This window comes from Leptospira ainazelensis (genome assembly GCF_016918785.1).
Classification (GTDB): domain Bacteria; phylum Spirochaetota; class Leptospiria; order Leptospirales; family Leptospiraceae; genus Leptospira; species Leptospira ainazelensis.
This window is the reverse complement of the sequence record NZ_JAFFPT010000045.1, coordinates 137442-160849: the sequence shown is the minus strand read 5'-3', so window position 1 is coordinate 160849 and position 23408 is coordinate 137442. Positions and strand designations below refer to the sequence as shown.

21 protein-coding genes are annotated in these 23408 nt (G+C 42.3%); 3 read left to right on the top strand and 18 right to left on the bottom strand.

Annotation, left to right across the window (positions count from 1 at the left end; genetic code table 11):
* Positions 1–17 precede the first annotated feature (17 nt).
* On the bottom strand, positions 18–1250 hold the full coding sequence (locus tag JWG44_RS11890; RefSeq protein ID WP_205275173.1) for an MFS transporter: 1233 nt from the start codon (positions 1248–1250) through the stop codon (positions 18–20).
* Positions 1247–2110 carry an alpha/beta hydrolase family protein gene (locus JWG44_RS11885; RefSeq protein WP_205275172.1) on the bottom strand — a complete coding sequence of 288 codons (864 nt, stop codon included), beginning with the start codon at positions 2108–2110 and terminating at the stop codon, positions 1247–1249. Before JWG44_RS11885 ends, JWG44_RS11890 begins: the two co-directional genes overlap by 4 nt.
* Before the next feature lie 72 nt (positions 2111–2182).
* Between JWG44_RS11885 and JWG44_RS22550 the strand changes: the two genes are divergently transcribed.
* Positions 2183–3334, top strand: a complete 1152-nt coding sequence (locus JWG44_RS22550; protein WP_205275171.1) for a helix-turn-helix domain-containing protein — start codon at positions 2183–2185, stop codon at positions 3332–3334.
* A 178-nt stretch (positions 3335–3512) separates the two neighbouring features.
* On the opposite strand, the gene JWG44_RS11875 is transcribed toward JWG44_RS22550, so the two are convergent.
* The 5 genes from JWG44_RS11875 to JWG44_RS11855 all read right to left on the bottom strand — a co-directional run bounded on the left by JWG44_RS11875 (position 3513) and on the right by JWG44_RS11855 (position 10437).
* Positions 3513–4415 (bottom strand): M48 family metallopeptidase, encoded by a 903-nt coding sequence (locus JWG44_RS11875; protein WP_205275169.1) that lies wholly within the window; start codon positions 4413–4415, stop codon positions 3513–3515.
* Positions 4416–8210, bottom strand: coding sequence for a DUF2339 domain-containing protein (locus tag JWG44_RS11870; RefSeq protein WP_205275168.1), 3795 nt, complete (start codon positions 8208–8210; stop codon positions 4416–4418).
* A gap of 88 nt (positions 8211–8298) precedes the next feature.
* Positions 8299–8886, bottom strand: coding sequence for a hypothetical protein (locus JWG44_RS11865; RefSeq protein ID WP_205275166.1), 588 nt, complete (start codon positions 8884–8886; stop codon positions 8299–8301).
* 253 nt (positions 8887–9139) lie between these two features.
* A complete protein-coding gene (locus JWG44_RS11860) occupies positions 9140–9685 on the bottom strand; it encodes a YceI family protein (protein ID WP_205275165.1) in 546 nt (181 codons plus the stop codon).
* 14 nt (positions 9686–9699) lie between these two features.
* Positions 9700–10437, bottom strand: a complete 738-nt coding sequence (locus JWG44_RS11855; RefSeq protein ID WP_205275163.1) for a hypothetical protein — start codon at positions 10435–10437, stop codon at positions 9700–9702.
* A gap of 149 nt (positions 10438–10586) precedes the next feature.
* Between JWG44_RS11855 and JWG44_RS11850 the strand changes: the two genes are divergently transcribed.
* Complete coding sequence (locus JWG44_RS11850; protein WP_205275162.1) at positions 10587–11567, top strand: aldo/keto reductase; 981 nt, start codon at positions 10587–10589, stop codon at positions 11565–11567.
* On the opposite strand, the gene JWG44_RS11845 is transcribed toward JWG44_RS11850, so the two are convergent.
* The 11 genes from JWG44_RS11845 to JWG44_RS11795 form a co-directional block, all read right to left on the bottom strand.
* Positions 11564–14542: a SpoIIE family protein phosphatase gene (locus JWG44_RS11845; protein ID WP_205275161.1), complete on the bottom strand. Its 2979-nt coding sequence runs from the start codon at positions 14540–14542 to the stop codon at positions 11564–11566. The two genes, JWG44_RS11850 and JWG44_RS11845, sit on opposite strands and share 4 nt — an antisense overlap.
* Positions 14529–14966: an ATP-binding protein gene (locus tag JWG44_RS11840; protein ID WP_205275159.1), complete on the bottom strand. Its 438-nt coding sequence runs from the start codon at positions 14964–14966 to the stop codon at positions 14529–14531. The genes JWG44_RS11845 and JWG44_RS11840 overlap by 14 nt, the downstream gene beginning before the upstream one ends.
* Positions 14967–14974: 8 nt before the next feature.
* Positions 14975–15316 (bottom strand): STAS domain-containing protein, encoded by a 342-nt coding sequence (locus JWG44_RS11835; RefSeq protein ID WP_205275158.1) that lies wholly within the window; start codon positions 15314–15316, stop codon positions 14975–14977.
* 1 nt (position 15317) lies between these two features.
* Positions 15318–16241: a hypothetical protein gene (locus tag JWG44_RS11830; RefSeq protein WP_205275156.1), complete on the bottom strand. Its 924-nt coding sequence runs from the start codon at positions 16239–16241 to the stop codon at positions 15318–15320.
* A gap of 207 nt (positions 16242–16448) precedes the next feature.
* A complete protein-coding gene (locus JWG44_RS11825; protein ID WP_205275154.1) occupies positions 16449–16811 on the bottom strand; it encodes a VOC family protein in 363 nt (120 codons plus the stop codon).
* 1 nt (position 16812) lies between these two features.
* Complete coding sequence (locus tag JWG44_RS11820) at positions 16813–17118, bottom strand: hypothetical protein (RefSeq protein WP_232371612.1); 306 nt, start codon at positions 17116–17118, stop codon at positions 16813–16815.
* A gap of 15 nt (positions 17119–17133) precedes the next feature.
* The gene (locus JWG44_RS11815) at positions 17134–17667 is read right to left on the bottom strand and encodes an RNA polymerase sigma factor (protein WP_205275152.1); all 534 of its coding nucleotides are present in this window, start codon (positions 17665–17667) and stop codon (positions 17134–17136) included.
* A 334-nt stretch (positions 17668–18001) separates the two neighbouring features.
* Positions 18002–18967 carry an NAD-dependent epimerase/dehydratase family protein gene (locus tag JWG44_RS11810; RefSeq protein WP_205275151.1) on the bottom strand — a complete coding sequence of 322 codons (966 nt, stop codon included), beginning with the start codon at positions 18965–18967 and terminating at the stop codon, positions 18002–18004.
* Positions 18968–19044: 77 nt separating this feature from the next.
* Positions 19045–19623: a TetR/AcrR family transcriptional regulator gene (locus tag JWG44_RS11805; RefSeq protein WP_205275150.1), complete on the bottom strand. Its 579-nt coding sequence runs from the start codon at positions 19621–19623 to the stop codon at positions 19045–19047.
* Positions 19624–19998: 375 nt separating this feature from the next.
* Positions 19999–20538, bottom strand: a complete 540-nt coding sequence (locus JWG44_RS11800; RefSeq protein WP_205275288.1) for a DUF1564 domain-containing protein — start codon at positions 20536–20538, stop codon at positions 19999–20001.
* A gap of 197 nt (positions 20539–20735) precedes the next feature.
* Positions 20736–21359, bottom strand: coding sequence for an FMN-binding negative transcriptional regulator (locus JWG44_RS11795; protein WP_205275149.1), 624 nt, complete (start codon positions 21357–21359; stop codon positions 20736–20738).
* 464 nt (positions 21360–21823) lie between these two features.
* Here JWG44_RS11795 and JWG44_RS11790 point away from each other — a divergent pair, with 464 nt between their 5' ends.
* Complete coding sequence (locus JWG44_RS11790; protein WP_205275147.1) at positions 21824–23290, top strand: potassium/proton antiporter; 1467 nt, start codon at positions 21824–21826, stop codon at positions 23288–23290.
* Positions 23291–23408: the final 118 nt, after the last annotated feature.

Below are 23408 nucleotides of genomic sequence, written 5' to 3'. Positions count from 1 at the left end.
GAAGTCGCGTCTTTCCTTTACCGAAAGGCGCGTAGTTTTGCAAACGAAACCGCGCAGAAAACGGCGCAAACGAGGATAAACCCTCCCGAAAATCCGATAGACCAAGATTGACCGTATGTATCCGCGAGTTTCCCCGTTATTAATCCGGAAAGCGCGGGTGTTGCCTGAAATACGAGACTATAAAAACTCATGACCCTCCCGCGCACGTTATCCGGCGTAATGATCTGTAAGGTGGAAGGAATCAGTGCGCTTAACAATCCTCCTAAAACTCCCACAATAAGCAGAAGAAACGCGGAGACGATCGTGTAAGGAAAATTTGCGACGGCTAATACCGTGATCCCCGAAAGAAAGGTCGCTCCGAGCATCGTATATCCCCTGTGAAAACGATCGTGCAAAAGTCTGGCCCCGATTCCTCCGATCAACAATCCAAGACCTAACATTCCCATATAGAGACCTCGGCCTCTTTCACTTAAGAATAGTATGTTTTTCGCAAATTGCGGAAGAACCACCTGCATCGGTCCGACCATGAAGATGGCAAACATCGTAAGAATGAGTAATTCTATGGAGAGGGATTCCGAACGCAAAAAGACAAATCCTCTCTTAAGTCCGAACCAGATCGTTTCCTTGTCTACGTGAATCGTTTCTTTTATTTTTACAAACGTCAAAAACAGATATCCTAAAAAATACAAACCGGAAATGGAAAAGAACAAAACATACCAATCGTATTTTTGTTTGATCAATCCGACAAACATAGGCGCCAAGCCGAAACCTATGATGATAAGAATGTTGAGCATCATCGTCGCCTTCGCGGTGTCCTTTGCATCCACCAAGTTACCGAGCAAGGTCAATCTGCCGGGAATGATAAACGTAAGCGCAAGTCCGTTGTATGCTGAAAGTAGAATCAGAATATATCGCAGATCGTAGCTCATTTTACCCGATAGAACGAGAAATCCCAAAACAATTCCCGAAAGAATAAAATTTGTTTGAAAGAGATAAAGTATTTTCAATCGAGAGTATCGATCCAAAATGGCGCCCACAAAAAAACTGAACAAAATTGTGGGAGATACGTTCGCAAAAAAGATGGAACCTGCGAAAGTCTGAGACTGAGTGACGTCCAAGGAATAAATGATCAAGGTATAATTGAACATATTCCCTGCGAGAAGGGTAATCGCGGTATTGATATAAAAATAGATCAGACTTTTTTTCGAAAAGAGTCCCCCGCTCAAAGACGGAGATTCGAGTTTTGTCATTTTATTTTTTCCTTAGTCCATTCTAAGATTCTTACGGAAACGAGATTCGCGTTTTTCATCCAACCGAGATGGCCGATCGAAGAAACTCCTTCGTCTTCCGGATCCACATGATGTCTTGTGATATCCGAAGCGCCGATTCGTCCTAACAAAGCCTCTACCGGTTTTTTAGGCGCATATGTATCATCGGAAAAGGAAATGCAAAGTACGGGACAAACGATCGAAGCGAATACTCCCTCCAAACTTTTACCTTCCGAATCTCGAAACGTTCCGGTCATTCCGACTTTCGACCAATCCTTCATAAGCTGTCTGGCATTGCGACCCATCACTTTCAATTTGTCTCCCGGAAAATAACCGAGCCAAGAAGATAGGAGCCAACTAAATCCGTAAAAGGAAAGAAAAATGAATTTATGGAGAATCGGAAAGTGTTTGAAAAACGGAGTTCCCGTCGCGACTAAAATCAACCCTTGTATCTCCGTCGGAAACAAACCCGCATAGATAGAACTCAACTGTCCGCCTAAACTGTGTCCGATGACAATCGGTTTCTTATTCGGATGTTTGGATCGAATCGTTTCCAGGACGGAAGGCCAATCCTTATATATCAAATCGCTATAACCGAAATCGTTTTTTTTTGAAGGAACCGGACCACTTTCGCCGGAACCTCTTAGATCGACTACGTAGACAAAATTTCCGGCCTTTGCCAACTCGAGCGCGACCTTAACGTAAAACTTACCGGGAATACCCATTGCCGGAAATAAGACGAGCGGACTTTTCGACTCATTTCCGTTTAAAAAGTAAGAGTTTACCGCGATGTTTTGAGAGCCGTCGCTCTTGACGAAAAAATTATTTTTTTCAACTTTCATTTCCCATACCTCGGCCGAGTATATCATTCTTCAACGAGGCGCGTCGCCTCAGATCATGATTTGAGACTCAATGTGAACGACTTTTTAATAACAGGAATTTTTTTCGGCGGTTTTCTCGCTCTTACCGCGGCGGCGGGACAACTTGTCACCGAAGGAAAAGATCGAAGAAAGTATCTTCTTTCTTCTCTTATGTTTTGTATCGGCGTATGGCAAATCTATCTCGGTTTCTTATACTACGGGATCTTAGAAGGCCCGACTGCCTTTTTTAGAATGTCGCATATTCCCGTCGCATTTTGTACCGGGCCCTTGTTGTATCTTTTTCTTAAAGATATCGTGGATCCCGATTTTCAAATCACTAAGAATTTATTCCTTCACTTTATTCCCGCCCTTCTTGTTTTCATTTATATGGTTCCTCTTTATTTTATAGATCCGCAAACAAAGATCGAAATAGAATCTTTTTCGCATAATCTTCTGCAATCCTCTCATTCCCAACTAACAACTAACGCAGTTTTGCGGTTTTATTTTTATTCCATCGCTTGGATCGCTTCCTTTCCGAAGATATCGATGCTGTTCTATTCAGGATCTCTTCTCTACTTCATTCTTAAATTCTGGAGTCGTAAGGATTCGATTTGGTTGAGAATGCGTATTGCCCTTTTACTCTCGATCGTTTTGATATCGATTGCGTCTTTTTCGGCGTGGAGCGATCATTTTTTAGAAGGTGAGAATTTTTTAAGAATGGGGGGTTTTGTAGCCAGCGTATGCGTATTCGTAATCTATCTTTTGGATCGAAGATATTTCGAACCCTTGAGAATCAGAAACAAAACGAGAGAATACAAAAACTCTCGAATCAAAGGTCTAAACAAGGATTCCCTAAGAGAGATGATTCTTACTTTGATGGATTCGGAAAAAGTTTTTTTAACCGAAGATCTAAGTCTTCAAATGCTTTCCAAAGAATTGAATGAAAACGGTTTCGAGATAAACTCCTCTCAACTTTCGGAATTTATCAACGGTGAATTCGGAAAAAATTACAATCAGTTTTTAAACGAATACAGAATCGAAGAAGCTTGCGTTATGCTCCAATCGGAACCGGAACGTTCGATTCTTTCGATCGCGCTCGCCGCGGGTTTTAATTCGAAGTCCACGTTCAACCGGGTATTCAAACAAATTCGAAAGATCACTCCTTTGGAACATCGGGAAAAAAACAGAGTCAAAACGGTCTCCTAATTTTGGTCTTACGCCGCTTACATGCAACCCCACCGAAGTTTCAGTTCGAATTCCGAAAGTTGGATTTCTTTTTATCATCGGTTTTAAAAGTAGAAATCGACTGTTTCTTGTAAGGTGGTAAATTTCGAAATCCGTTTTTACATTTACCTTAGAATTCTTTTTTATCGGAATTTTATTTTTAAGATTTTCGCCCTTCGGTCCATTCTTCTTCGTAATCTTTTTTTTCGAAAGTGATTCTGGATTTTAAGTTACGAATCCCTTTGTATCTGCGTTCTTCCGGATGATTTTCCCACCAGAGATTCGCTCTTTCGGAAAATTTTTCCCTTCTCAGATCCATATGCGGATGGGATTGGAAATACTCGCTGAACAATTTCGCTTTTTTTGAACCGGTTTCAGGAGAATATTTTTCCAGCCTCAAAAAAGCGAGACCGACTCCGTTCGGATCGTAAGTGGTATTTAAAATCAAATCGTAAGCGTATTCGTCGGCTTCGTCTTCCTGAGTTTTGTTATACGCGTGTCTTGTCATCGTCTGGAATGCGAAGTCTGCAAGTTTGCCTAACGTATCGGTTCCTATTTTTTTCGCCAAAAGTTCGAATCGAATTCCGTCCATACAATGCGATTTTTCGATATGTCCGATTTCATGCGAAAGGACGGAAATCAACTCGTGTTCCGATTTTAGAGTTTCCAACAAACCTCTTGTGACAAAAATAACTCCTCCTGGAAGCGCGAACGCATTCGGAGACTCCTCTTCCATGATGTAAACGGTGTAATCGAACGGCTTTTGTTTGTAAACCGTAAGTGAACCGATCAATTGATTGAGATAGTCGTAGTCTTTGTCGCCGACGTTTTTGAGTTCCGAAAAACGTTCCCGTATCGCGTCTCCGTATTCTTTTTCATCGAGAGAATCCACCGACAACACTTTGGTCAACGCCCGATTCATGGTACGAATCGGCTTTCCAAGAATCTGATAAAAGGGAGCTAACGTAGAAGTTCGCTCGGTTTGAATCTGTTCCCGATACAACAGGACCATAAGCGCGCCGCCAAAACCCATAATTCCAATAAAAAAAATCAATCTTTTCATTTAAAACCGATCCCGGTATTTATTATAAATCGTATTCATTAAAAGCAATATACTTCCTACTCCCAAAAAGACCACCGCCTTAAGAATCGTTCCGGCGGAGGATAAGTCGTGGATCACCAATCGTCCCACACAAAACAACAATAACCCAAGGGAAAGATATCGAAACCAGGATTCTTTCAAAAACAATCCGAGAAGGAAAATCAGAAACGCTAGAGTCGCCCATAAAAGAGTAAGAACCGCGCTTGAAAAAGACCAATACAAGAAGAGAAAAATACCTATAAAGAAAGGATAATATACTACTCCGTTTAAATAGGCTCCCGTTTTCTCCGAGATTCCCTTTAAAAAACCGAGCCCTTGCGGAAATGAAATCGTTTCTTTTCCGTAACCCCGATAAGCCCGATAGACAAATAAGAATAAAAGAAAAATCGTGAATAATCCCGGAATCCATTTTGCCTGATACCATTGAGCGATCGGATTATCCTCGGTAGATACGATAAACGTAAGATAGAAGCAGGCAAAAAGATGAAACAAAATCCCGTACCAGCGAAATCGGGAAAGAGCCTCCGACTTTCTAATTCCGATTTCCAAAACCGAAAGCGAGGCGATCGCAAAGGCCACGCTCACCCAAGATTCGTTTATGGTGGAATAAGAGATCAATCCTAAAAAGAAAAGACATCCTTCGGCTAACAAAGGTGTTACGACCTTCCAGAAAGGAATTGATTCAGTTTCTTGAATATTCGAAGTCGCCCAATAGATCCAGCTCAATAGTCCGAGCAATCCTATCCAGTGAGCCGCCGATAAAAATCCGATAAAAAGATAGGATGATTGTAAGTCCACATAGACATAGTGACCTGAAAAAGCGATCAGACCAAACCAGGACGCACGTTTGAAAAAATCCGAAAGAATCCCGCCCGATAAAGAACCACCCTTTCTACTGAAAAATCGGCCCAATTCTAAAAATAAAACGGATAAAAGCGCCCAAGCCGGCCCCACAATCAGGCCGGAAATCGGAGAAAGAATATCTTTTGTGTAAACGTAGACTCCGAATACGACTCCGAAAATTCCTAAATATCCAGGCAATAAATTATAGAATTTCTGAAAGAATCGAAGTGGAACCTTCCAAATTCGAGTCCATCCGATAAACTGAGATTCCAATCCTTCTAAACTCAGTTTTGGAAATATAAAAAAGATCGTTCCAAGCTGAACAAAAATCGACACGATCTGAAACCCCCTTTGTTCCCAAGGAAATTCATTCCGAGCCGCGAAGACGGTCGTTTCTCCTCCTAAAAAAATTTCCAGGTTGGTCCATATAAAAAAAAGATAAACATACAATGTAAACCTTTCCGTCTTGAAAGATTTGATCCTGGAAAGAAAAAATAAAATCAAAGTTGTAAGAGCCATTGCGAACGAAAGAATTCGTCCCGGTGTTTCGGTATAAATTCCGATCACAACGACGGCAATCAGCAGTTCCCAAAAAAGCGGTTGTGCGGATCTCAGCCAGGATAAGGACGAAAACTCTTCCTCGGGAAATAAAACCCAGTAGAGAAATAAGGAGGCCGCGAGGATTTCGATCCAGAAACGGGCGGGAATTCCGAATAGAATCGAGGAGGCCTGAAACTCGACTGAGAAATGTCTCAATAAAAATAAACCTGCTAATACGAATGCGAGAATATAAAAAGAGTGGAAGAGTTTTTCTTGATCGGCGGTTTTTTCTTTTTCATTTTTATGTGACCATTTCCCCAATTCAAGATACAGAAGCGAAAGAAGAATCGCAAACGATCCGAAAAGAAGCGAACTTTTCAGATTGAGATAAAAATAAGAAGTGAAAATCAAATGAGAAGTAAAACCGAAAATTCCCGGCCAAAAAATTTGCCGATTCCCTTCTCCGATCCTACAATTTTTTAGATAAATTAAAAACGGAAGGAGCCAAGGAAGGGACACGATCAAAATTCTTTCCGGATTTTCTTCCGTGATTGTGGCGATCGATTTCCATAACGTCAATGTGACCAAAGGTGTTAGAATCCAAATCGTAAAAAGAAGCCTTTTCGAAAAAAGCCTTTCTCTCAAGATCAGAATGACGCCTAACAAAATGGAAGGAATCCAGATTCCGTAAGTTTCCTTGGAGAAAAAAAGATAGAGCGAAAACAATCCGCCACCGGCTAACAATCCCATGACGGTCACGAGCAAAGATGTTAAAGACAATTCTTCCTTAACGATCGGAAACTTTCTTTCTAAAATTCCGATAAATCCGACCAGAGCAATGATCAACAAACCGTAACCGATCTGAGAAACAAGGGCTTCTTGAACTACGAGACCGGGAGACGGTGAGTCAAAAAATTCTTTATAAGAAAAGAAAATCAAAATTCCGAAAACGAGAGTTGTGAGAGAAAGAGAAACTCTTTCCAAAAATCGATTGTCTTCTTTAAAACAAATCCAAGAGAAAATCAGGATTTCAAGCGCCAAGATCGCGAGGATCGAAAGATTTCCCAAACTCCACAGATGGAGCGAAAAGATCGCAAATACGATCAGAGACTGGGAAACCAAACGATCGGTCAGAAATAACCAGGAAATATCCTTTCGTTTTGCAGTTGAGGAAAGAACCCAAACGACTCCCGCGGCAAAAAACAAAAGAATAGTACTGTATTTGGATTTTTGAGAATACTGAATCAGACTGATTCCTAGATAAGACCAGTTGAGAAGATGGCTGACCAAAGGAAACAATTCGAACTCTTTTTTGCCGTAAAGCGTTTCCCTATAATGAACGAGTAACGCGCCGCAAAATACCGGAAGAATACAGACGATCGGAAATACGACTTCTAAACCTGCGGGCCTGGATGTTGAATAAATCTGATGATTCCAAAACAAATGAGCGGCAAAAAAACCCGTACTCACGATCAGTAAATGAAGCTGTCTTCTTTCGGAATAATTCCAGATCACTCCGGGTAAACAGATCAGCGCCGTTACGCCTAACGTAAATCCGGAAGCCTGAGGAATCGAAATCGAAACCAGCCCTAAAATCGTATGCAAAGAAGCGAATGTTTCATTTTTAGATCGATAACCCGTAAAAAGATTGAGCAAAATTCCAGATGTCAGAACCGCCAAAGCCAAATAGGAATTTTCCAACCACTTCAAGGTTTCGATATAACCGCTTCCCAAAGAGACAAATAGAAAGACCGCGGCCGCGCTACTTTTCAAAGCGAGGGAAATCGTTCTGAATTCCGATTTTTTTCCAAGCCACAAAGAAAGTCCAAAAAGAACTCCTGCGAAACTCAAAACAAGAAGACAACGGAAAAAGGCAGAAAGGATGAATAACGCGTAAATTCCGAGAAAACTGATTCCTGCCACAAGAATGACCGCACCCAAAATCCCGGTCCAATTTTCAGAAAGCGGTTTTTCGATTTTTTTCCAGAACTGAACGATCAATCCCGGTTCTTGCGGCGCCGTCGGCGCAATCGGCTCTTGTGTTTTTACAACCGGAGTTGAGGATTTTATTTCAGTTGGAATCGTTTTGGTCGGCGTGAGAACCTTCGCCGTCGTCTTAACTACGATTTTTTCGGAAGGAATTTCCTTCGGTGGCACGGGAGCGTCTAACGTTTGAGGAACGATCGTTTCTGCTTTTGGGGCTTCTTCTTTCGTAAGAGCATTCGCCGTATCGGGTTTTTTGTCTTTTTTGAGAGAGAATTCTAAGATACGAATTCTGGATTCTAATTCTTCAACTTCTCTTTTTAAACCCTTCGATTGAAAAAAAGTATAAAGGCCGAATAAAAATAATACGAATATGAGAAATGGTTCCAAACGAATGCTCCGGAAGGAATCCTTTAGTTTGTTCCTTTTTAGTCAAACCAAACTAAAATAAAAAATAAATTATCAACCGATCGAAACGTTAAAACGGCAACAAGGCCTTCAGTGGAATCGTGGCGTTCGGTAACCACATCAGGATTCCAACTCCAAAAATAAGAATCAACCAAACGAGCTTTCGTTTTGAAACCGGCGATCCGTTCTTCTTCTCGGCTTGAACATACCAAAAGATACAACCGAGGCTAAAAACGAATTCTATGAGAATCGCAACGTGCGGAAAATAAAGATAAGAATTCAGAGAAACAACCATAGAATCCGGAGTCAAAAGCTGGTGCTCGAAGCCGACTATCAAATCGCATAACACGTGAAATACGGTCAAGAATCCGCACCAGAGCGAAAAAGCCCCATTCTTAAAAACTAAAAAAACGATCGCAAAAACGATCCCTCCCTGAATAAAAGCCGGAACCAAGTTGTGGCTGTATGTCATCTGCACTTGGAGATTCTGAAAGGTCGCGTCCAACAGGGAAGCGGGAATCGTAGGTTCGATTCCGGCCAAAGCCAGAAACAACCAGAGAAACTCCGGGATATTGGCGCAAAGGAGAAGAATCCAGAACGGATACTTTTTAAATTTGCTATAGGGAATGAGCGCGGATGCGTAGTGACCTAAAATCATATTTCTTTCTTTGTTACTACGTAATTGATCAAATACATTCCGAGAAAATAGAATAACACGAGTGTGACGATGAGAGAAGACATATTGGTCGCTCCATTCTAAAATAAAACCGGCGAACTGAATTGAGGACGAAAGAATTTCTCTGTCAAGAAATAATTCTCGATTCCTTATCTAAGAATCGTTTAAAACCGAAGCTTGAATGAAAACAAGACGTCCTCATTGGCGACGACAAAACTGCGAAGATCGTTTTTAGTCAGATCTTAATCAGAAAATCGTATCCGATTTCAATTTCTTCCTTGGCTTTCAAAAAAAGAAGAGAAGGTCTTTCCAGTTTAAAATCGGAAAACTTGATATTCACCTTTCCCAAAATTCGGATTTGTCCCGAGTCTTTCGTTTCTACTCTCGCAGCCGAATCAAAAGATTGTGTGATTCCTCTGATCGTAAGTTTGCCTTTGATCGAATACGATTCACCGGATTGAGAAACCGACTCGATGACGGCCGAAATCTCCGGAGTTTCCGGATAACCTAAGATTTCCATAATATGCGAATCTCGATTCTCGTCTCCGGAATGAAGTTTCAAAACGGGGACCTTGATCTGAAAGGGCTCGGAGAGTTTATAACCGCCCCCGGCTGCCTGGATTTTTGGAGAATCGATTTGAACTTCCTTACAGACTCCGTGCACTTCTTTCATAGGATGAATTGCAAAAAACGTAATGTCTTTTTTTAATACTTCGGACGCGAAGTTAGGAATGGAAAATAAAATCAGAGCCAAAAGTAGAATACGATTGAGAAGTTTCATCTTGATTTGTTTCCTTAAAAAGTAATGACGAGTAAAGAAATGGAAAGCGCTCCGAACCCGACCCAACCGACTTGTTGCATCTCCCTCGCAGCGTCCGGACCGTTCTTCCCGATTTTTTCCCCCAAGGACGGCATAAGCAACAACGCGGCCAAATGAATCGGTATAAGGGCCTTGTGCGCAAAAATCGGGCTGTAAATATTTACGTCGGAATCTTCGGAGTCTACGATCCTCTTAGGAGCAAAATAGGCCAATCCCGCAGTCAAAGCATACATTCCAAATGTTGCATATGCTAATTGTTTATGAAAGGAACCCGAACTTTTAGCTTCCCATTCCTCTTCGGACTTTAGGGCCAAGTAAAGAGGAAGATTATTTGCCGGATCTTTGAGTAAAAAATAATCCGCAGCTATACTATTCTGATTTAACCCCTGAAACAATGCGACCGCGTAGAGAGGATCGTTTGTAGCGTATTCGGGGTGGACGAGAAGCATCGCTTGCGCGAACTCATCCGATTTTCGATATAAGCTATCCTTCGCCTTTTCCCCTTCCAGGTTTGTAGCCAACCAAAGACCTAAGGTGATAAAACCGGAGATTTGATGCCATTCGAGCATGTTCCTCCTCGTTGTAAGATCTTGTTTCGTTGGCTGGTTTGTTTTGGCGGTTTTGATTTCGGGCGGGGCTGGGACCTGAGCGTTCAAAGCGGAGACGCCTAACAGCGTAAATAGGATAAACATACCAATCCATTTTCGAGACATGAAACTATTCCTTGACGGGTTGAGAATTCCAACACAGTATATTAGTAGAATTTAGTTTTACAACAAGATTCTATTTTGAATTTAAAATTGTATATTTTACGATTTTAAATTCTCAAGATAAAAATATCCATAAGGAATGTCTAACAAAGATGACGTCATTAGGAACACAAGGTTTGAAAACTTCGAGGCTCGGCTTAGGTTGTATGGGTATGAGCGAATTTTACGGAACAAGAGACGATTCCGAATCATTAAAGACGCTGAGAAGAGCTTACGAACTCGGTATTACTTTTTGGGATACGGCGGACATGTACGGTCCTTATATCAACGAAGAATTACTGAGTCTCGCTCTCAAAGGAATTCGTTCGGAAATTACTTTAGCGACAAAGTTCGGAATCGTAAGGGACCCGTCCGATCCCTCGGTCCGCGGTTACAACGGAACTCCTAAGTATGTTCAATCCTCCTGCGAAGCGAGTTTGAAACGTCTGAAAGTCGAAACGATCGATCTCTATTATATGCACCGTCTTGACCCAAATACTCCGATCGAAGAAACGGTAGGAGCCATGGGTCGTTTGGTCGAACAAGGGAAAATTCGTTATGTGGGAATTTCGGAAGTCAACTCCGATACATTAAGAAAAGCGAATGCAGTTTATCCTATTTCAGCGATACAAAACGAATATTCGCTTTGGAGTCGGGAACCCGAGGACGACATACTCGACACCTGCAAAGAACTTGGAGTCGGCTTTGTCGCCTATAGCCCTTTGGGAAGGGGGTTTTTAACCGGACAAATCAAGAGGTTTGAGGACTTTGCTCCGGATGACTATCGTAGAATGTCTCCTCGTTTTCAAGGAGAGAACTTTACGAAGAATTTAGAACTCGTTCAAAAAATAGAAAGTCTTGCAAGACAAAAAGAATGTAAACCTTCTCAACTTGCGTTGGCTTGGGTTTTGACACAAGGAGACAATATCGTACCGATTCCGGGAACAAAAAGAATTCCGTATCTCGAAGAAAACTTCGGAGCGTTGAAAGTGAAACTAACCGAAAACGATTTAAAAGAAATCGATTCGATCGCTCCAAAGGGAATCGCAAAGGGCGCACGTTATCCGGAATGGAAAAAGAATACGGTTGGTTAACTTTTTCGTTTCATCGAAATCATCGCTATATCGTCGGAAAGTTCCGAAAATCCGGAACTTCCGATACTTTTCCCCGTATAGGAATCCAAATCGTCCACAATCGCCTGGATGACTTGGGTCGGCGCGTTATTCGCGTTTGCAATGATCATCTGAAAAATTCGATCTTTTCCATACATGACGCCTTTCGAATTTCTTGCCTCGTCAAGACCGTCGGTATATTGAAAGAAAATGTCCCCCGGATCCATCTGAAACGCCTTCGGTTCGATGGTTGTTTCAAAAAAAGAATTTTCATCCATCCCGATCGGAAGACCGCCTCCGGGAAGTTCCCTTAATTTTTTCTCGGATGCGTCGTATAACAACGGTTTTACGTGTCCGGCCGAGATATAACGCATCTTAGCCGAGCTCTGATCGTAAATTGCGATAAAAAAAGTGACAAAAATATGATCCGGAGTATCCGAATAAAGATATTCGTTTAGTTCGAGAAGAATTTTTCGAAGATCCCTTTCTCCTTTTCTAAGAATCGAACGAACCTGCGCTCGAAACAAGGACATGACGATCGCAGGTCCGACTCCGTGATTGGAAACGTCGCCCACACAAAGTGCAACCTCGGTTCTACCGAGTTCTATAAAATCATAATAGTCCCCGCCCACTCCGGCCATCGCCTTGTAAAACGCCCCGAACTCGACGGCGTTTCCAAGATTACTAGGAAGTCTATCGGGAAGAAGGCGTTTCTGAATCTCCTCTGCGGCGAGAAGTTCCCCTTTCATCTCTTCCCTCTCTTTTAGGCCGTGGATCATTTGATTGAGAGATTCGCCCAAAATTCCGATTTCGTCGTACCCTGACGGAGGAAACTCTACGTTGAGATTTCCTTTTCCGACTTCTTCCGTTTTATCGATGATTACCTTGATTCGTTTCGCGGCAACCCATGCGAGGAGATAGGCGAGTAAAACCGCAAAACATCCGATCAAAGACGTATAACGTAGAAGTGCTTCCCGATTCCGACGGATTTTTCTCAAACCTTCGGTTCGATCCAAAAGAACGATATTATACCCTAAATGATTTTTGAGAAGAAGATCGTAACCGAGTCCTTTTGTTTCACCTTCGATGTCGCTTAACAAAGGAGTGGAATCGAGGGCCCACATCCATTCTTCGGCTTCACTCCTGCTTCGAATCAAAATTCCAGAATCTAAAATCGGAAGTTTGGACTTAGGAAGTTCGGTTTCCGAATTCCCGCTCAAAATCCATTCCCTCAGAAGAGCCCATTTCTTTTTTGTAAGTTTTCTTTCTTCTTCGTCCTTCCAGTATCGTCTCATAGAATTGGAATCGGAACGATACGGAAGAAACGCAAACTCGTCCAAAGCCGCTTCTCTCAATCCGGAAAAAGTATCCGGTACTTGAAAGATTTTAGTTTCAGTCCAATCTCCTTTGCCCGTCTCGAGACGTTCCAAAACCTCCCGCACTTCTTCGGCCTTGGCTTCCAAAGAACGAATCTTTTCCTGAATTTCTTCCGTCGAAATTTTGTTTTCGTCGGACTTGATCGGCATCACTTCCTTTTTCCGCCAGAAAAGAAGTTCTTCGTTTAACGATTTCGATACGTTCGTCAGGGATTTTTTTTCAGAATTCCAATCCTCTTCCCATTTTTTTCGATCTTTTTTATACGGATTCAATTCTTCTAATATATCTTCCCTGCTTTTTAGAATTTTCCTATATTGGGAATATAAATTCTTAAACTCCAAATCGGAGGACGGCTTAACCTTTCCTTTTTTTTTCAATTCCGAAAGTCGGGTTTTTAATTTTTGAGAAAGTTCACCGAGGCCTAAGGAGAATTTTTTATCCTCTTCGAAATATTCTTTCCATCCGTTCCCATTTTCGGAAATTTCGTCGGCTAAAATTTTGGATCTCTCCGCCGTTCCCGGATTTCTAAAAACTGAACGGTACGAAACTTCGTATTGTCTTCCGCCGACTTCGTAATTTTCCGGTTCTCCGTATTCTTGAATCGCCTTGAATATGTCCTGATTTTGAAACAAACCCGCTCGACTTTCCTCGAATTCTTTTAGGCTCAATAACTTTTTTCCAGTTCCGGAAGACTGAGGAAATAACAGACCCGTATCGAGGGTTTGTTTTCCGGAAGTGTCGTAAGCGAGAATTCGAACCTTATCGGGAAGAAGTCCCAAAGAAGCGATCTTGTCCTTATAAGCGCCTTTAAAAAAATTCTGCAACGTTTTTGTAAGAGCAGTTTCACCTAACGCTGATTTTTTTTCCAATGTCGGAACGTCCCTTTGTAGAATTTTAATTTCCTTTGAAAGTTTTTCCTTTTCCGAAATTAGAATATTCTTCTTTTTGAAATCGGTTTCGGAGGCGTAAATCGAAGTCTCCAATTCTTTGATAGTTTCGTCGACCTCCTCGATCCGGGCGTTTGCGGATTCTGCGGCGATTTTCGCGGACGCGGTCTCTTTTGCCAGACTCAACATCCTTTGATAAAGTTTGGAATCGATAGGCGCTCCGTTTTCCTTTCTTAATTCTCCCTTTACCTTGGTTTCAAACTCTTGAATTTCTTTTTCGGAAAGATATCGGGTAAAGTAGGTATCGATTGATTTTTGATAATAGTTATACTTTACTTTTAAACCGATGGACGCCCCGAAAGATTTAAGCGCTCCAAAAAGTCCTCCTTCTTTCCGAAGGACCCTTCTTTTAAATTTACTGAGTTGTTGTTTTTTTTCTTTGACGCGAATTTTAAATTCTTCGATCAAAATCAGACTGTGACTCAAGTTTTCGAGTTCCAGAACCGCGCCGTTCACATACTCAAGAGGCGCCTTGAGTTCCGAATTCATCTTCTCTTCCAAGGCGCTCTTCTGCTGATTGTAATTGACGAAGGAGGTTATCGCGAGAATGGATACTACAAGGATCGCCGTAAAAAAGGATAACTTCGCACGTATGCCCGGAAGGAATTTCCGAAGGAGTTTACTTCGAATCATTGTCGTTCCTCGAATGGATTAAGGTAAGTCGGTTGCGTGCAGGTTTTTTAAGACGGGAATAACGGACCGTCATGATTTTTTTTAGAGAACGAAGACCGAACCCTCCGTCGGCTCCGGTTTCAAAAAGTTCTTTCCAAGTATCACTTTTTTTTAACGTAGGGTCGAACGGAATTCCTTCATCGGTGATAGTAAACCGCCAGGATTTTCGATTTTTTTGCATCCTAAGTTCTACGTTAGACGCGTTTTGATCTGGAAACCCGTGTTCGATTACGTTAGTAATCGCTTCGTCCAAGGCAAACACGAGTCTCCCCCGAATCAGATCCCCGCATTCGTTTCCCAGAAAGTTTCGAACCTCTTCACGCACCTTGGCTAATTCGGAAAGATCGTTTGGGAAAGTATGAATTTTTTCTTTTTTCGCATCCATTGCGCGGTTCAAAATCCGGCTAACGCGTCCTTTACGGTCTCGAAAGTCCTGATTTTTTTTGTAAAATACATAAGATCCATCGTATCCCTAACTTCTTTTTTTATATTCGAAAAAACCAATTCTCCGGATTTTTCTTTTAAGAATTTAAGAATCGAATTGAGAACTCCTATGCCCGCCGAAGCGATATAAGAAACCCCGGAAAAGTCGCAGACGATTCGTGTGGATCCGTTTCCTATGGAAGATTCCAGTTTGAGCTTGAGATCCGGCGCCGTCTTTGCGTCGATCTCGCCTTGAATCTGAAGAATCAAAAGATTCCCTTCTTTCTTTTCCTGAATGGTAAGTGTCGCCATTTTAAATTCCCTTTTTAATATCTTTCATAATATCTTTTTCACGTATGATGCCGTAGAGTTTTCGTTCCAACCCGTCGATTTCGTAATAATATTTCGCGTTCGGATCACCTTCAAAAATATGAGCGTATTTTCGAATTCCTTGAATCGCCTTTTTGGGATTTCCTTCCAAAATTCCTTTCGTAATCAGATAGTAGAGTTCGATCGCCAACGAATCCCTGAGATTCTCCTTAAAAAATGGATCTCGTTTTTCCAGAGCGCCGATCAGATTCTCCACTTCCTGGAGGTTATAATCTTCCGAATCGCTGAATTTTATAATATACGAAGATAATAATTTTTTACATTTGGGGAGGTCGTTCGACTTAGTCGCCGTAAGAATCATATTGTAGAGACGATGAACCTCTCTATCTAAGTATACTTTTTGTCTGTGTGTATCGAGTTTGACGGGTTCCAAAACGTTCTTCAATTCTTCCGGAGAAAAATTCTTGATCGAATCCTCGAAGAGTTTTTCGCTTTTGGAACGATTGAGTTCTCTGAATTCCGAGAGCGGTTTTTCAATGACCGAAAAAAATTCCAAGGCTTCTTTGCTTTCAGCGACCGTTTCCTGTTCCTGAATTTTTTCTAAAAAGAAAATACAACTGTCTCCGACCGCGGACAAATTCTCACCAAGCGCGTGTGAAACCAAACGTTTACAGTGTAATCCGATGGCGTGCACATAAGCCGAATCTTGAGAATCCGCTTGGATCTTATCGATGATCTTTCCCGAAGTTTGAGCGGAGTGAGACTTTTCCCGCTCCCAACCCGCGTACAGCAAGGGATCGATCAGATAATTTCGAAAATTCTTTTTTCCGGAAAGGGCCAGAAGGCGAATGGTTTTTATAAATTCGAAAGCAAGAGGGGCTGGGATTGAGTTTCTTTGATTCGGCATGGGAAGATGGACGTTGGATGAATCGACGAAATTTTTCCTCTCTTTCCTTTATACCGTTCCACGGTGGAGATACTACGGAAGAATGCCGACTGATTTAAGGGAGTTCCGCAAATTGTAAAGTAAAAAGAAAGCTCGATCAGAAAATCAAACGATAGAGTGAAAAGACATATTTCCGAGCGATTGTTTTTCTCGAAAATATGCCGGAGGTCATCCACACAATAGTTCCACAAGATATCCGTCGGGATCCTTAAAGTATATCGAACGAACCAAACCGTGGTCCACAACTTCGGAGACTTCCATTTCTAAACGACGAAGTTCGTCTTTTGCGCGATCAAAGGAATCCGAATCCACTCGAAATGCGATATGATCCAAAAGATGCCTCGAAGTATTCTCCTCCCCTTTTTGTAAGTTCGAAATCACCAAATGAATATTATCTAATCTTAATGTTTGAATATTCTGATTACCCCGTTCGTCCAAACTCATTCCGAAAAGCGTCCTATAAAAACCGACGCTTTTCTCCGGATTTTCGGAGGAGATCCCGATATGATCCAAATATTGCAACTTCAGCATCTTATCTCTCCTCTTTGGATCCTTTTTCTTGCATACGACGTCGAACCCTTTGTTTCCAACGTCTGCCCCTTCCGGGCCCTCCCCCCCTATGCCATCCGAACCCGGGTTTGATCAATAGGTGAGACAAAACAAGAAGTCCGCAGGCTTGCCAATAGTCGATCGTCGTCAAACCGAAGATCGTAGGCATCAACCAGTTCCAAAGTTGCCAAACAAGAGCTCCGATTCCGAAAATGATGATCGGTATAAAAAGTAATCTTCCAAAAAAGAATCCCCTTCTACAACCATGGTGTTTCATTTCTGATTCCATATTTAATTCTATCCTTTAAAAGTTTTCGAGGAATAAAGATTTCAAATCCTTGAGTCTTCGGGTTAAGAATTCCTTTGCATAAGTCTTCCTCGCCGAGAGAGTTCCTTCCGCAATTCCTGTTTCCAGAGAAAGTTCTTGGAACGTCTTTCCTTCAAAAGAATTCTGGACGAAGGCGAACTTTTGATCCGAAGGAAGTTCGTCAATCGCGATCGATAATTCTTCCAAGAGAAGCGTTCTGTAAAATTCCTTCTCGGGATTGGGGGCAGTATCGGGAAGATAAGAATCGAGAGAGAATTCTTCGCCTAACGCAGAATGACGATACTGTCCGGATTTTCGTTTTCGATACCAATCCTTGACCTTGTTTCGTAAAACGGCGTATGTATAGGCGATTACGTTTTCGATTTCACCGGCAGCGTTCATCTCACCGAGAGCGGATACGAAGGATTCCTGAAGCAAATCTTCCGCTTCTTCCGGATCCGCAACTCGGTATCGGATCCAAGCGAGGATCTTTCTTCTTTCTCGGCGGTAGAATTGTTCCAATGAAGCCAAAGTTTTTCTTGATTCCTCGAAATCGAAGTCGTTTGAAACGAGAAATCCCTGGATTTTTTTTATCGGAAATCGGAATTTTTAAAAAAATCGATTTTGCGAAGTTCAATCTAAGATCAACCCAGGAGGGTAAAATCAAGTCGATTTGGAAGTTTTTGGACGGAACTCCGGATTTTGGAGGAGAGTTTTTTTGAAAAAAAATCTCCTCGATGCCTCAAATCGAACTTTAGGTCCGTTGCAAGAAGAATTTCGGAAAAAACCACTTTGTCGAAACAACGATAAAAAAAAGAATCCTAACGTTTTTAAAAAGACTCGTAACTTTTTATCGGAGTAAAATTCAAACTTCCAAAACCGGCATTTCCGCGAGACCTTGGCGAACGGTAAGAAGAGGTTTGTAACCGAGATCCTTTTTTGCGTTGTCGATTTTGATTGTACAATCCCTCGACATGATACTCGCGCTAAAACGTGTAAGAGGAGGTTCGTTTTGAATTCTCAAAAGTTTCCAAACTCCTTCTATGATTCCCGCGAGAAAACGGGCAAGCCAACCCGGGATCGAACGATTCGGCGCGGTGACCTTCTGAGTCAAAAGAAGGCTGGTTAGAAAATTACGAAATTTGAATGTTTCATCGTCGGTGACAAAATAAGCTTTTCCACCTTGTCCTTTTGAAAGAGAAAGTTCGATCGCGTGAACCAAGTTGTAAATATGAGTAGTATTGGTAAGCGCGTTCCCTTGATCAATCCAGGAAAAACTTCCGTCGTCGATCATCTTCAAAAGAACCGGAAGCACCGTCTTATCTCCCGGACCCCAGATCAAACGAGGGCGAAGAGAAAGAGTCTGCATCTCCGAAGAATTCGCTTTGAGAACAAGCTTTTCCGCCTCGGCCTTTGTGCGGGAATAAGGAAAAGGAGAATTTTCCGGATACGGATAAGATTCGTCGATATCGACCATCGGTTGACCGTAAAAAAGAGCAGCTTCGGTTCCGATAAAAATAAACCTTTTGACTCCGGCTTTTTTCGCCGCTTCGAGAAGTTGAGCCGTTCCTTCGACGTTGACCTTCCAAAAATCTTCGAAGGGACCCCATTGTTCCACATAAGCCGCGCTGTGAATTACGACGTCGATTCCTTTCAGAGAATCCGATTGTACCGAATTTAACTCGGATCGAACCGGTTCTCCCCCCGCCTTTCGAATTACCGCATCCGTTTTTTCGGAACGAGACATCGCCTTTATTGAATGCTTTTTTGAAAGAATGCGAGTAGCCGCCTCTCCTACAAAACCGGAAGCGCCTGTGATAAATAGGTTCATTTCGTTTTCTCCAAAGCGACTAGATAGATCGTTCTACCAAATCAATACAAAAGCTCAAAACGGTCAAGAACTTTCTTTTAGATTGGGATAAGCGGATTTAGGACGTTCTCCAATTGTTTTCGAACGGCGTGTAAGGGTGAAATGCTCCTGTGGGCTCTACAAAGCACAAAGGCGCCTTCTACGGCGGCTAAAACGAGGATTGCCACGGATTCTATCCTGGATTCTTCCATTCCGGATTTGAGAAGAAGATTTTGAAGAAGATTTTGCCATCTGGAATATGTCTCTGAACAAACCTTCTGAATTCGATCGTTGTCCGCAGCGACTTCGAGGACGACCGTCGCAATCGGACAACCTTTTTGAAATCCGGATTCCTCCAGTTCTTGAGCGAGGTGATCCGTAAATTCTTTTAGAACACCGAAAAGGTTCGTATGGTTTGCAACCGCGGTTTCAATCTGTTTTTCCAGCCGTTCTCCCGCATTCGAAATCGCGACGGCGGTCAATTCTTCTTTGCCGTTCGGAAAATGGTGATACAAGGAGCCGCTCGGTGTTTCGCTTAACTTTAGAATATCTTTCAACCCCGTACCGTGATATCCCTTCTCTTGCAAAAGTTGCGCCGTCGTTTGGATCAATCTCTCTCGGGAGCTAAGTGGTTCCATTTGTTCACGATGGGAGTTGGTTGATTTTTCTGTCAAGGGGAGTTCTTTTTTTTGAGTCGCTCGGGAATGAAGCGATGGATTCGATTCCTGAAAAAAAAAATGAAAGTCTCTCTGGTAAAGATCCGGATTCTTTCCGAATGTGCGGTTCAGAAAATGGGATTCTGAATTTCGATGATTAGGGAGAGACGCCGTATCTTCCAGTATCGTCAGTATAGTTTCGCTTGAAAAAAAGTTTGCGGGTTTACGAGGTTTTTTAATGCGAAATTAGATTTTTGGAATATTCCTTTCCTGATATACACTTCGGCGAGCTTTGGATTTTTCCTCTAAAGCTGAAGTCCTTATTGTTAAATTTTCTTAAATTCAAAAAATTTAGAATTAGAAATTATACCAGTCGCGGGGGTCCAGAACGTAAAAAGTGTGCTCCGGTTGGCATTCCAGTCTTCGAACGATGCTATTGTTTAAGATATCGAGGTGGAGTATATATCTGTAATTCATATGAAAGGTAGGACCTCCCTCGTTCATAGTTCTCAAGATAGAACTTCCAACTCCGACTTCATCCAACCACAAAAGATAATTGAACAAAAAACAGCGAGACACTCCATGAGCCTGCGCCAAGGTTCCGAGCAAAGCCCAGCTTCCGGTACTCAACCGAACATTGATCCTCACCATGTTCCCCCGCCCAACGCTCTTTTGATAAGAAGTTTTTCCTGCTCTCTTACCCAAACGTTTTGCGGAAGTTAAATACTTTCCATAGATCCTCAGAAGATTAGGAATTCTCTTCGGCAACGTTTTACGATCTTTCTCGTTATATTGAGACAACTTCTCTCTTGAAACGAGAAGAGTAACGACTTCGCTTTGCGACTCCTGAAGCCTGGACCTAAGTTCCTGATCGGAATTTAACAATAAGATTCCCATACCGAAAACGGTTCCGAGAAGATCCGAAACCGAAGCAAAAAAGGTCAAAATTCTAAAAGATATTTCGGTTTTTTACGGTCCGAAAAGAACGAAAACTTTGCAAAATTCAAAATCACTTTTGTGTAGATCGAATTTTTTAAGAATGATCGGGAAAAATTATAAAAGGCTCGCAAACCGACGCGTCCTTTCTCTTTTCTTTAAGAATTCTTCCGACTCACATTCTCCCGCATCCAACGGCCGATAATTTTCGAATTATCGTCCGGCATTTGTTCGAGTTTGTCCGCCACCCGCTCCTGAATCTCGACCGATTTATTCTGACTTAATTTGAACTTTCCTTCCAATTTTGTAATTTCGATTTGAAACGCGACAAGACCTTTGATCGTTCTCTGAAAGTAAGAATCGTCGAAGTCCAATTTCCATTCTGGGGAAGGTTTGATTTCGTAAGAAGCCACAAGCTGAGTAATTCTTTCTTGCGTTTGTTTCTCGTCCAAAAAACTCAGATTACCGGCCGCATGGACTGCCGCATAATTCCAAGTGGGAACGGAATGCGCTTCCCCGACCCAGGTCGGAGAAATATAACAATGAGCTCCCGGAAAAACTACCAAAACCGGTCCTTTGATTTTTTTCCAGTGATCGTTGGCGCGTGCGAAGTGCCCGAAAAGAAAAAGTTTTCCGGTTTCATTCTTTTCCGGATGAAATACGAGATGACTTGCTTCCAGGGAAGTTTCCGAACCGGAAGTAATAATTCCAAACGGGTTTTCTCGGATAAAGGAGATCAATTTGGTTTCGTCCGTTTCTTCAAAGGCTTTTGGGATATACACGATGCAGGCCTTCCTATATGCAAAAATTTGAATTGAATTCCACGTTTCAAAAGAATAAGAATAAATTCTATTTCTATTTGAATCTTTTTCAAATCCAATTTAATCGATTCATAAGATGATAAGAATCGTCTTCGGAAAAAGCAAACCTCTTACGGGAAAAAGAAATTTCCTTTGAAAGAATTCGATTCTCAAAAAAAGCTCAACTCAAAGTGAGAAAAGAATCTCGATCCGACTCAAAAATCAAAAAGAGGGGAGAAAAAATCGAAGAGAAAATTCCTTGTACGAAATCGGAGTTTTGGAGAAAAAAGGCTTTAGAGAAGGTTCGAATCCCCACACCTTGGGTCTAAACTGCAACCTGAAAGAAAACCTTCCCGGATTCTTCTTTTATCCTTGAAAAAGCGGCGAGAAACTTTCGAATTTTCGTCTACGATCCATAAAATAGAATCTTACAAATACGGTATTGAATGGAATTTGAAATCAGCACTCTCGTCCTATCCGGTCTGATCATTCTCAGCATCGGCCTTCTTCGCATTTCTTCCAAATTCGGGCTCCCCTCTCTTCTACTCTTTCTCATGATCGGAATGGCCGCAGGATCGGACGGCCCCGGAGGAATCGATTTTGATAACCCGCTTCTCGCGAGACAAGTCGGTTCCATAGCGCTCGCCTATATCCTCTTTTCCGGAGGACTGGAAACGGAATGGCAAAAAATCAAACCGGTTCTCTGGAAAGGAATTCTTCTCGGAAATTTGGGAGTATTGATCACTGCGGCGGCAATGGGGTTTTTCTCGGTTTATGTTCTTGGATTTTCACCGATCATCGGATTCCTGTTAGGCGCTGTGGTTTCTTCTACGGATGCGGCGGCGGTATTTAACGTTCTAAGAACCAGAAACACGGGAATGAAAAAAGGACTGACTTCCCTTTTAGAACTGGAATCGGGAAGCAACGATCCTTTAGCCGTACTTTTGACCGTAAGCATTTTGAGTCTTTTAGGACCGAATCCTCCTAAAGCCGGAGAACTGGCGCTTCACATCTTTATGCAATTTTCGATCGGAACCGGAGCCGGTCTTTTGTTCGGATATCTCATCTTCAAAGGACTCAATCGAATCAAACTCGAATACGAAGGATTGTATCCGGTTTTGATATCTGCCTCGGTTCTTTTTGTCTATTCCGCGACGGAATTGATCGGAGGAAACCCTTTCTTAGCCGTTTATATCGCGGGACTCGTACTCGGGAACCAATCCTTTGTTCACAAACGGAGTAATCTTAGATTTTTAGATGGAATCGCGTGGCTCATGCAGATCATCATGTTCTTAACGTTAGGCTTGCTTGTCTATCCGAGTAGAATCCCTCCTTTGTTCGGAACCGGGATCCTATTCTCGCTTTTTCTCGTGTTCTTCGCAAGACCGATGGCCGTATTCATTTCGCTCTTTCGATCGGGATACAGTATAAGAGAAAAGTTACTCGTTTCTTGGATCGGACTCAGAGGCGCTGCGCCGATTATTTTAGCGACGTTTCCATTCGCGCAAGGTGTGGAAGGATCGGAGAAAATCTTTCATCTAGTCTTCTTTACCGTTTTAATCTCGCTACTATTTCAGGGAACGAGCGTACCTCAGGTCGTGAGATGGCTCGGACTCGACGCGCCCCTCGAACAAAGGGCCTCGTATCCGTTTGAATTTGAAAATCGGGAACAGAGCGATTCCAATCTCTTGGAATTTATAGTTCCTTATGGATCGAGCGTAGTGGGAAAGTTCGTCTATTCCTTGAACTTCCCGGAAAATTCTTTGATCACATTGATCTATCGGGGAGACGGACATATAGTTCCAACAGGAAAAACTAAATTAGAGGAAGGTGATGTTCTTCTGATTCTAACTCCGAAAGGAAGCGAAGACAAGATTCGGGAAATTCTTTCCAAGATCGAACCTACCGCATAATTTTTTTTTCGGGCGGCTCCTGCTCGAATCCGTCGAAAAAATTCGATGCGATCTTCCAATCGCAGGAACGAGCTTGTTCCGCGCTTCGGCTAACGCCTACGGTCGTCTCAAACGAGAC

Bases quoted from the DNA above. Each gene is read 5' to 3' on its own strand.
- JWG44_RS11835 (WP_205275158.1), bottom strand. From the start codon at position 15,316: ATGGCGACACTTACCATTCAGGAAAAGAAAGAAGGGAATCTTTTGATT.
- JWG44_RS11810 (WP_205275151.1), bottom strand. From the start codon at position 18,967: ATGAACCTATTTATCACAGGCGCTTCCGGTTTTGTAGGAGAGGCGGCT.
- JWG44_RS11855 (WP_205275163.1), bottom strand. From the start codon at position 10,437: ATGTCTCGAAAATGGATTGGTATGTTTATCCTATTTACGCTGTTAGGC.
- JWG44_RS11805 (WP_205275150.1), bottom strand. From the start codon at position 19,623: ATGGAACCACTTAGCTCCCGAGAGAGATTGATCCAAACGACGGCGCAA.
- JWG44_RS11830 (WP_205275156.1), bottom strand. From the start codon at position 16,241: ATGCCGAATCAAAGAAACTCAATCCCAGCCCCTCTTGCTTTCGAATTT.
- JWG44_RS11850 (WP_205275162.1), top strand. From the start codon at position 10,587: ATGACGTCATTAGGAACACAAGGTTTGAAAACTTCGAGGCTCGGCTTA.
- JWG44_RS11820 (WP_232371612.1), bottom strand. From the start codon at position 17,118: ATGGAATCAGAAATGAAACACCATGGTTGTAGAAGGGGATTCTTTTTT.
- JWG44_RS11790 (WP_205275147.1), top strand. From the start codon at position 21,824: ATGGAATTTGAAATCAGCACTCTCGTCCTATCCGGTCTGATCATTCTC.
- JWG44_RS11825 (WP_205275154.1), bottom strand. From the start codon at position 16,811: ATGCTGAAGTTGCAATATTTGGATCATATCGGGATCTCCTCCGAAAAT.
- JWG44_RS11845 (WP_205275161.1), bottom strand. From the start codon at position 14,542: ATGATTCGAAGTAAACTCCTTCGGAAATTCCTTCCGGGCATACGTGCG.
- JWG44_RS11885 (WP_205275172.1), bottom strand. From the start codon at position 2,110: ATGAAAGTTGAAAAAAATAATTTTTTCGTCAAGAGCGACGGCTCTCAA.
- JWG44_RS11890 (WP_205275173.1), bottom strand. From the start codon at position 1,250: ATGACAAAACTCGAATCTCCGTCTTTGAGCGGGGGACTCTTTTCGAAA.
- JWG44_RS11875 (WP_205275169.1), bottom strand. From the start codon at position 4,415: ATGAAAAGATTGATTTTTTTTATTGGAATTATGGGTTTTGGCGGCGCG.
- JWG44_RS11800 (WP_205275288.1), bottom strand. From the start codon at position 20,538: ATGGGAATCTTATTGTTAAATTCCGATCAGGAACTTAGGTCCAGGCTT.
- JWG44_RS11865 (WP_205275166.1), bottom strand. From the start codon at position 8,886: ATGATTTTAGGTCACTACGCATCCGCGCTCATTCCCTATAGCAAATTT.
- JWG44_RS11860 (WP_205275165.1), bottom strand. From the start codon at position 9,685: ATGAAACTTCTCAATCGTATTCTACTTTTGGCTCTGATTTTATTTTCC.
- JWG44_RS11840 (WP_205275159.1), bottom strand. From the start codon at position 14,966: ATGGATGCGAAAAAAGAAAAAATTCATACTTTCCCAAACGATCTTTCC.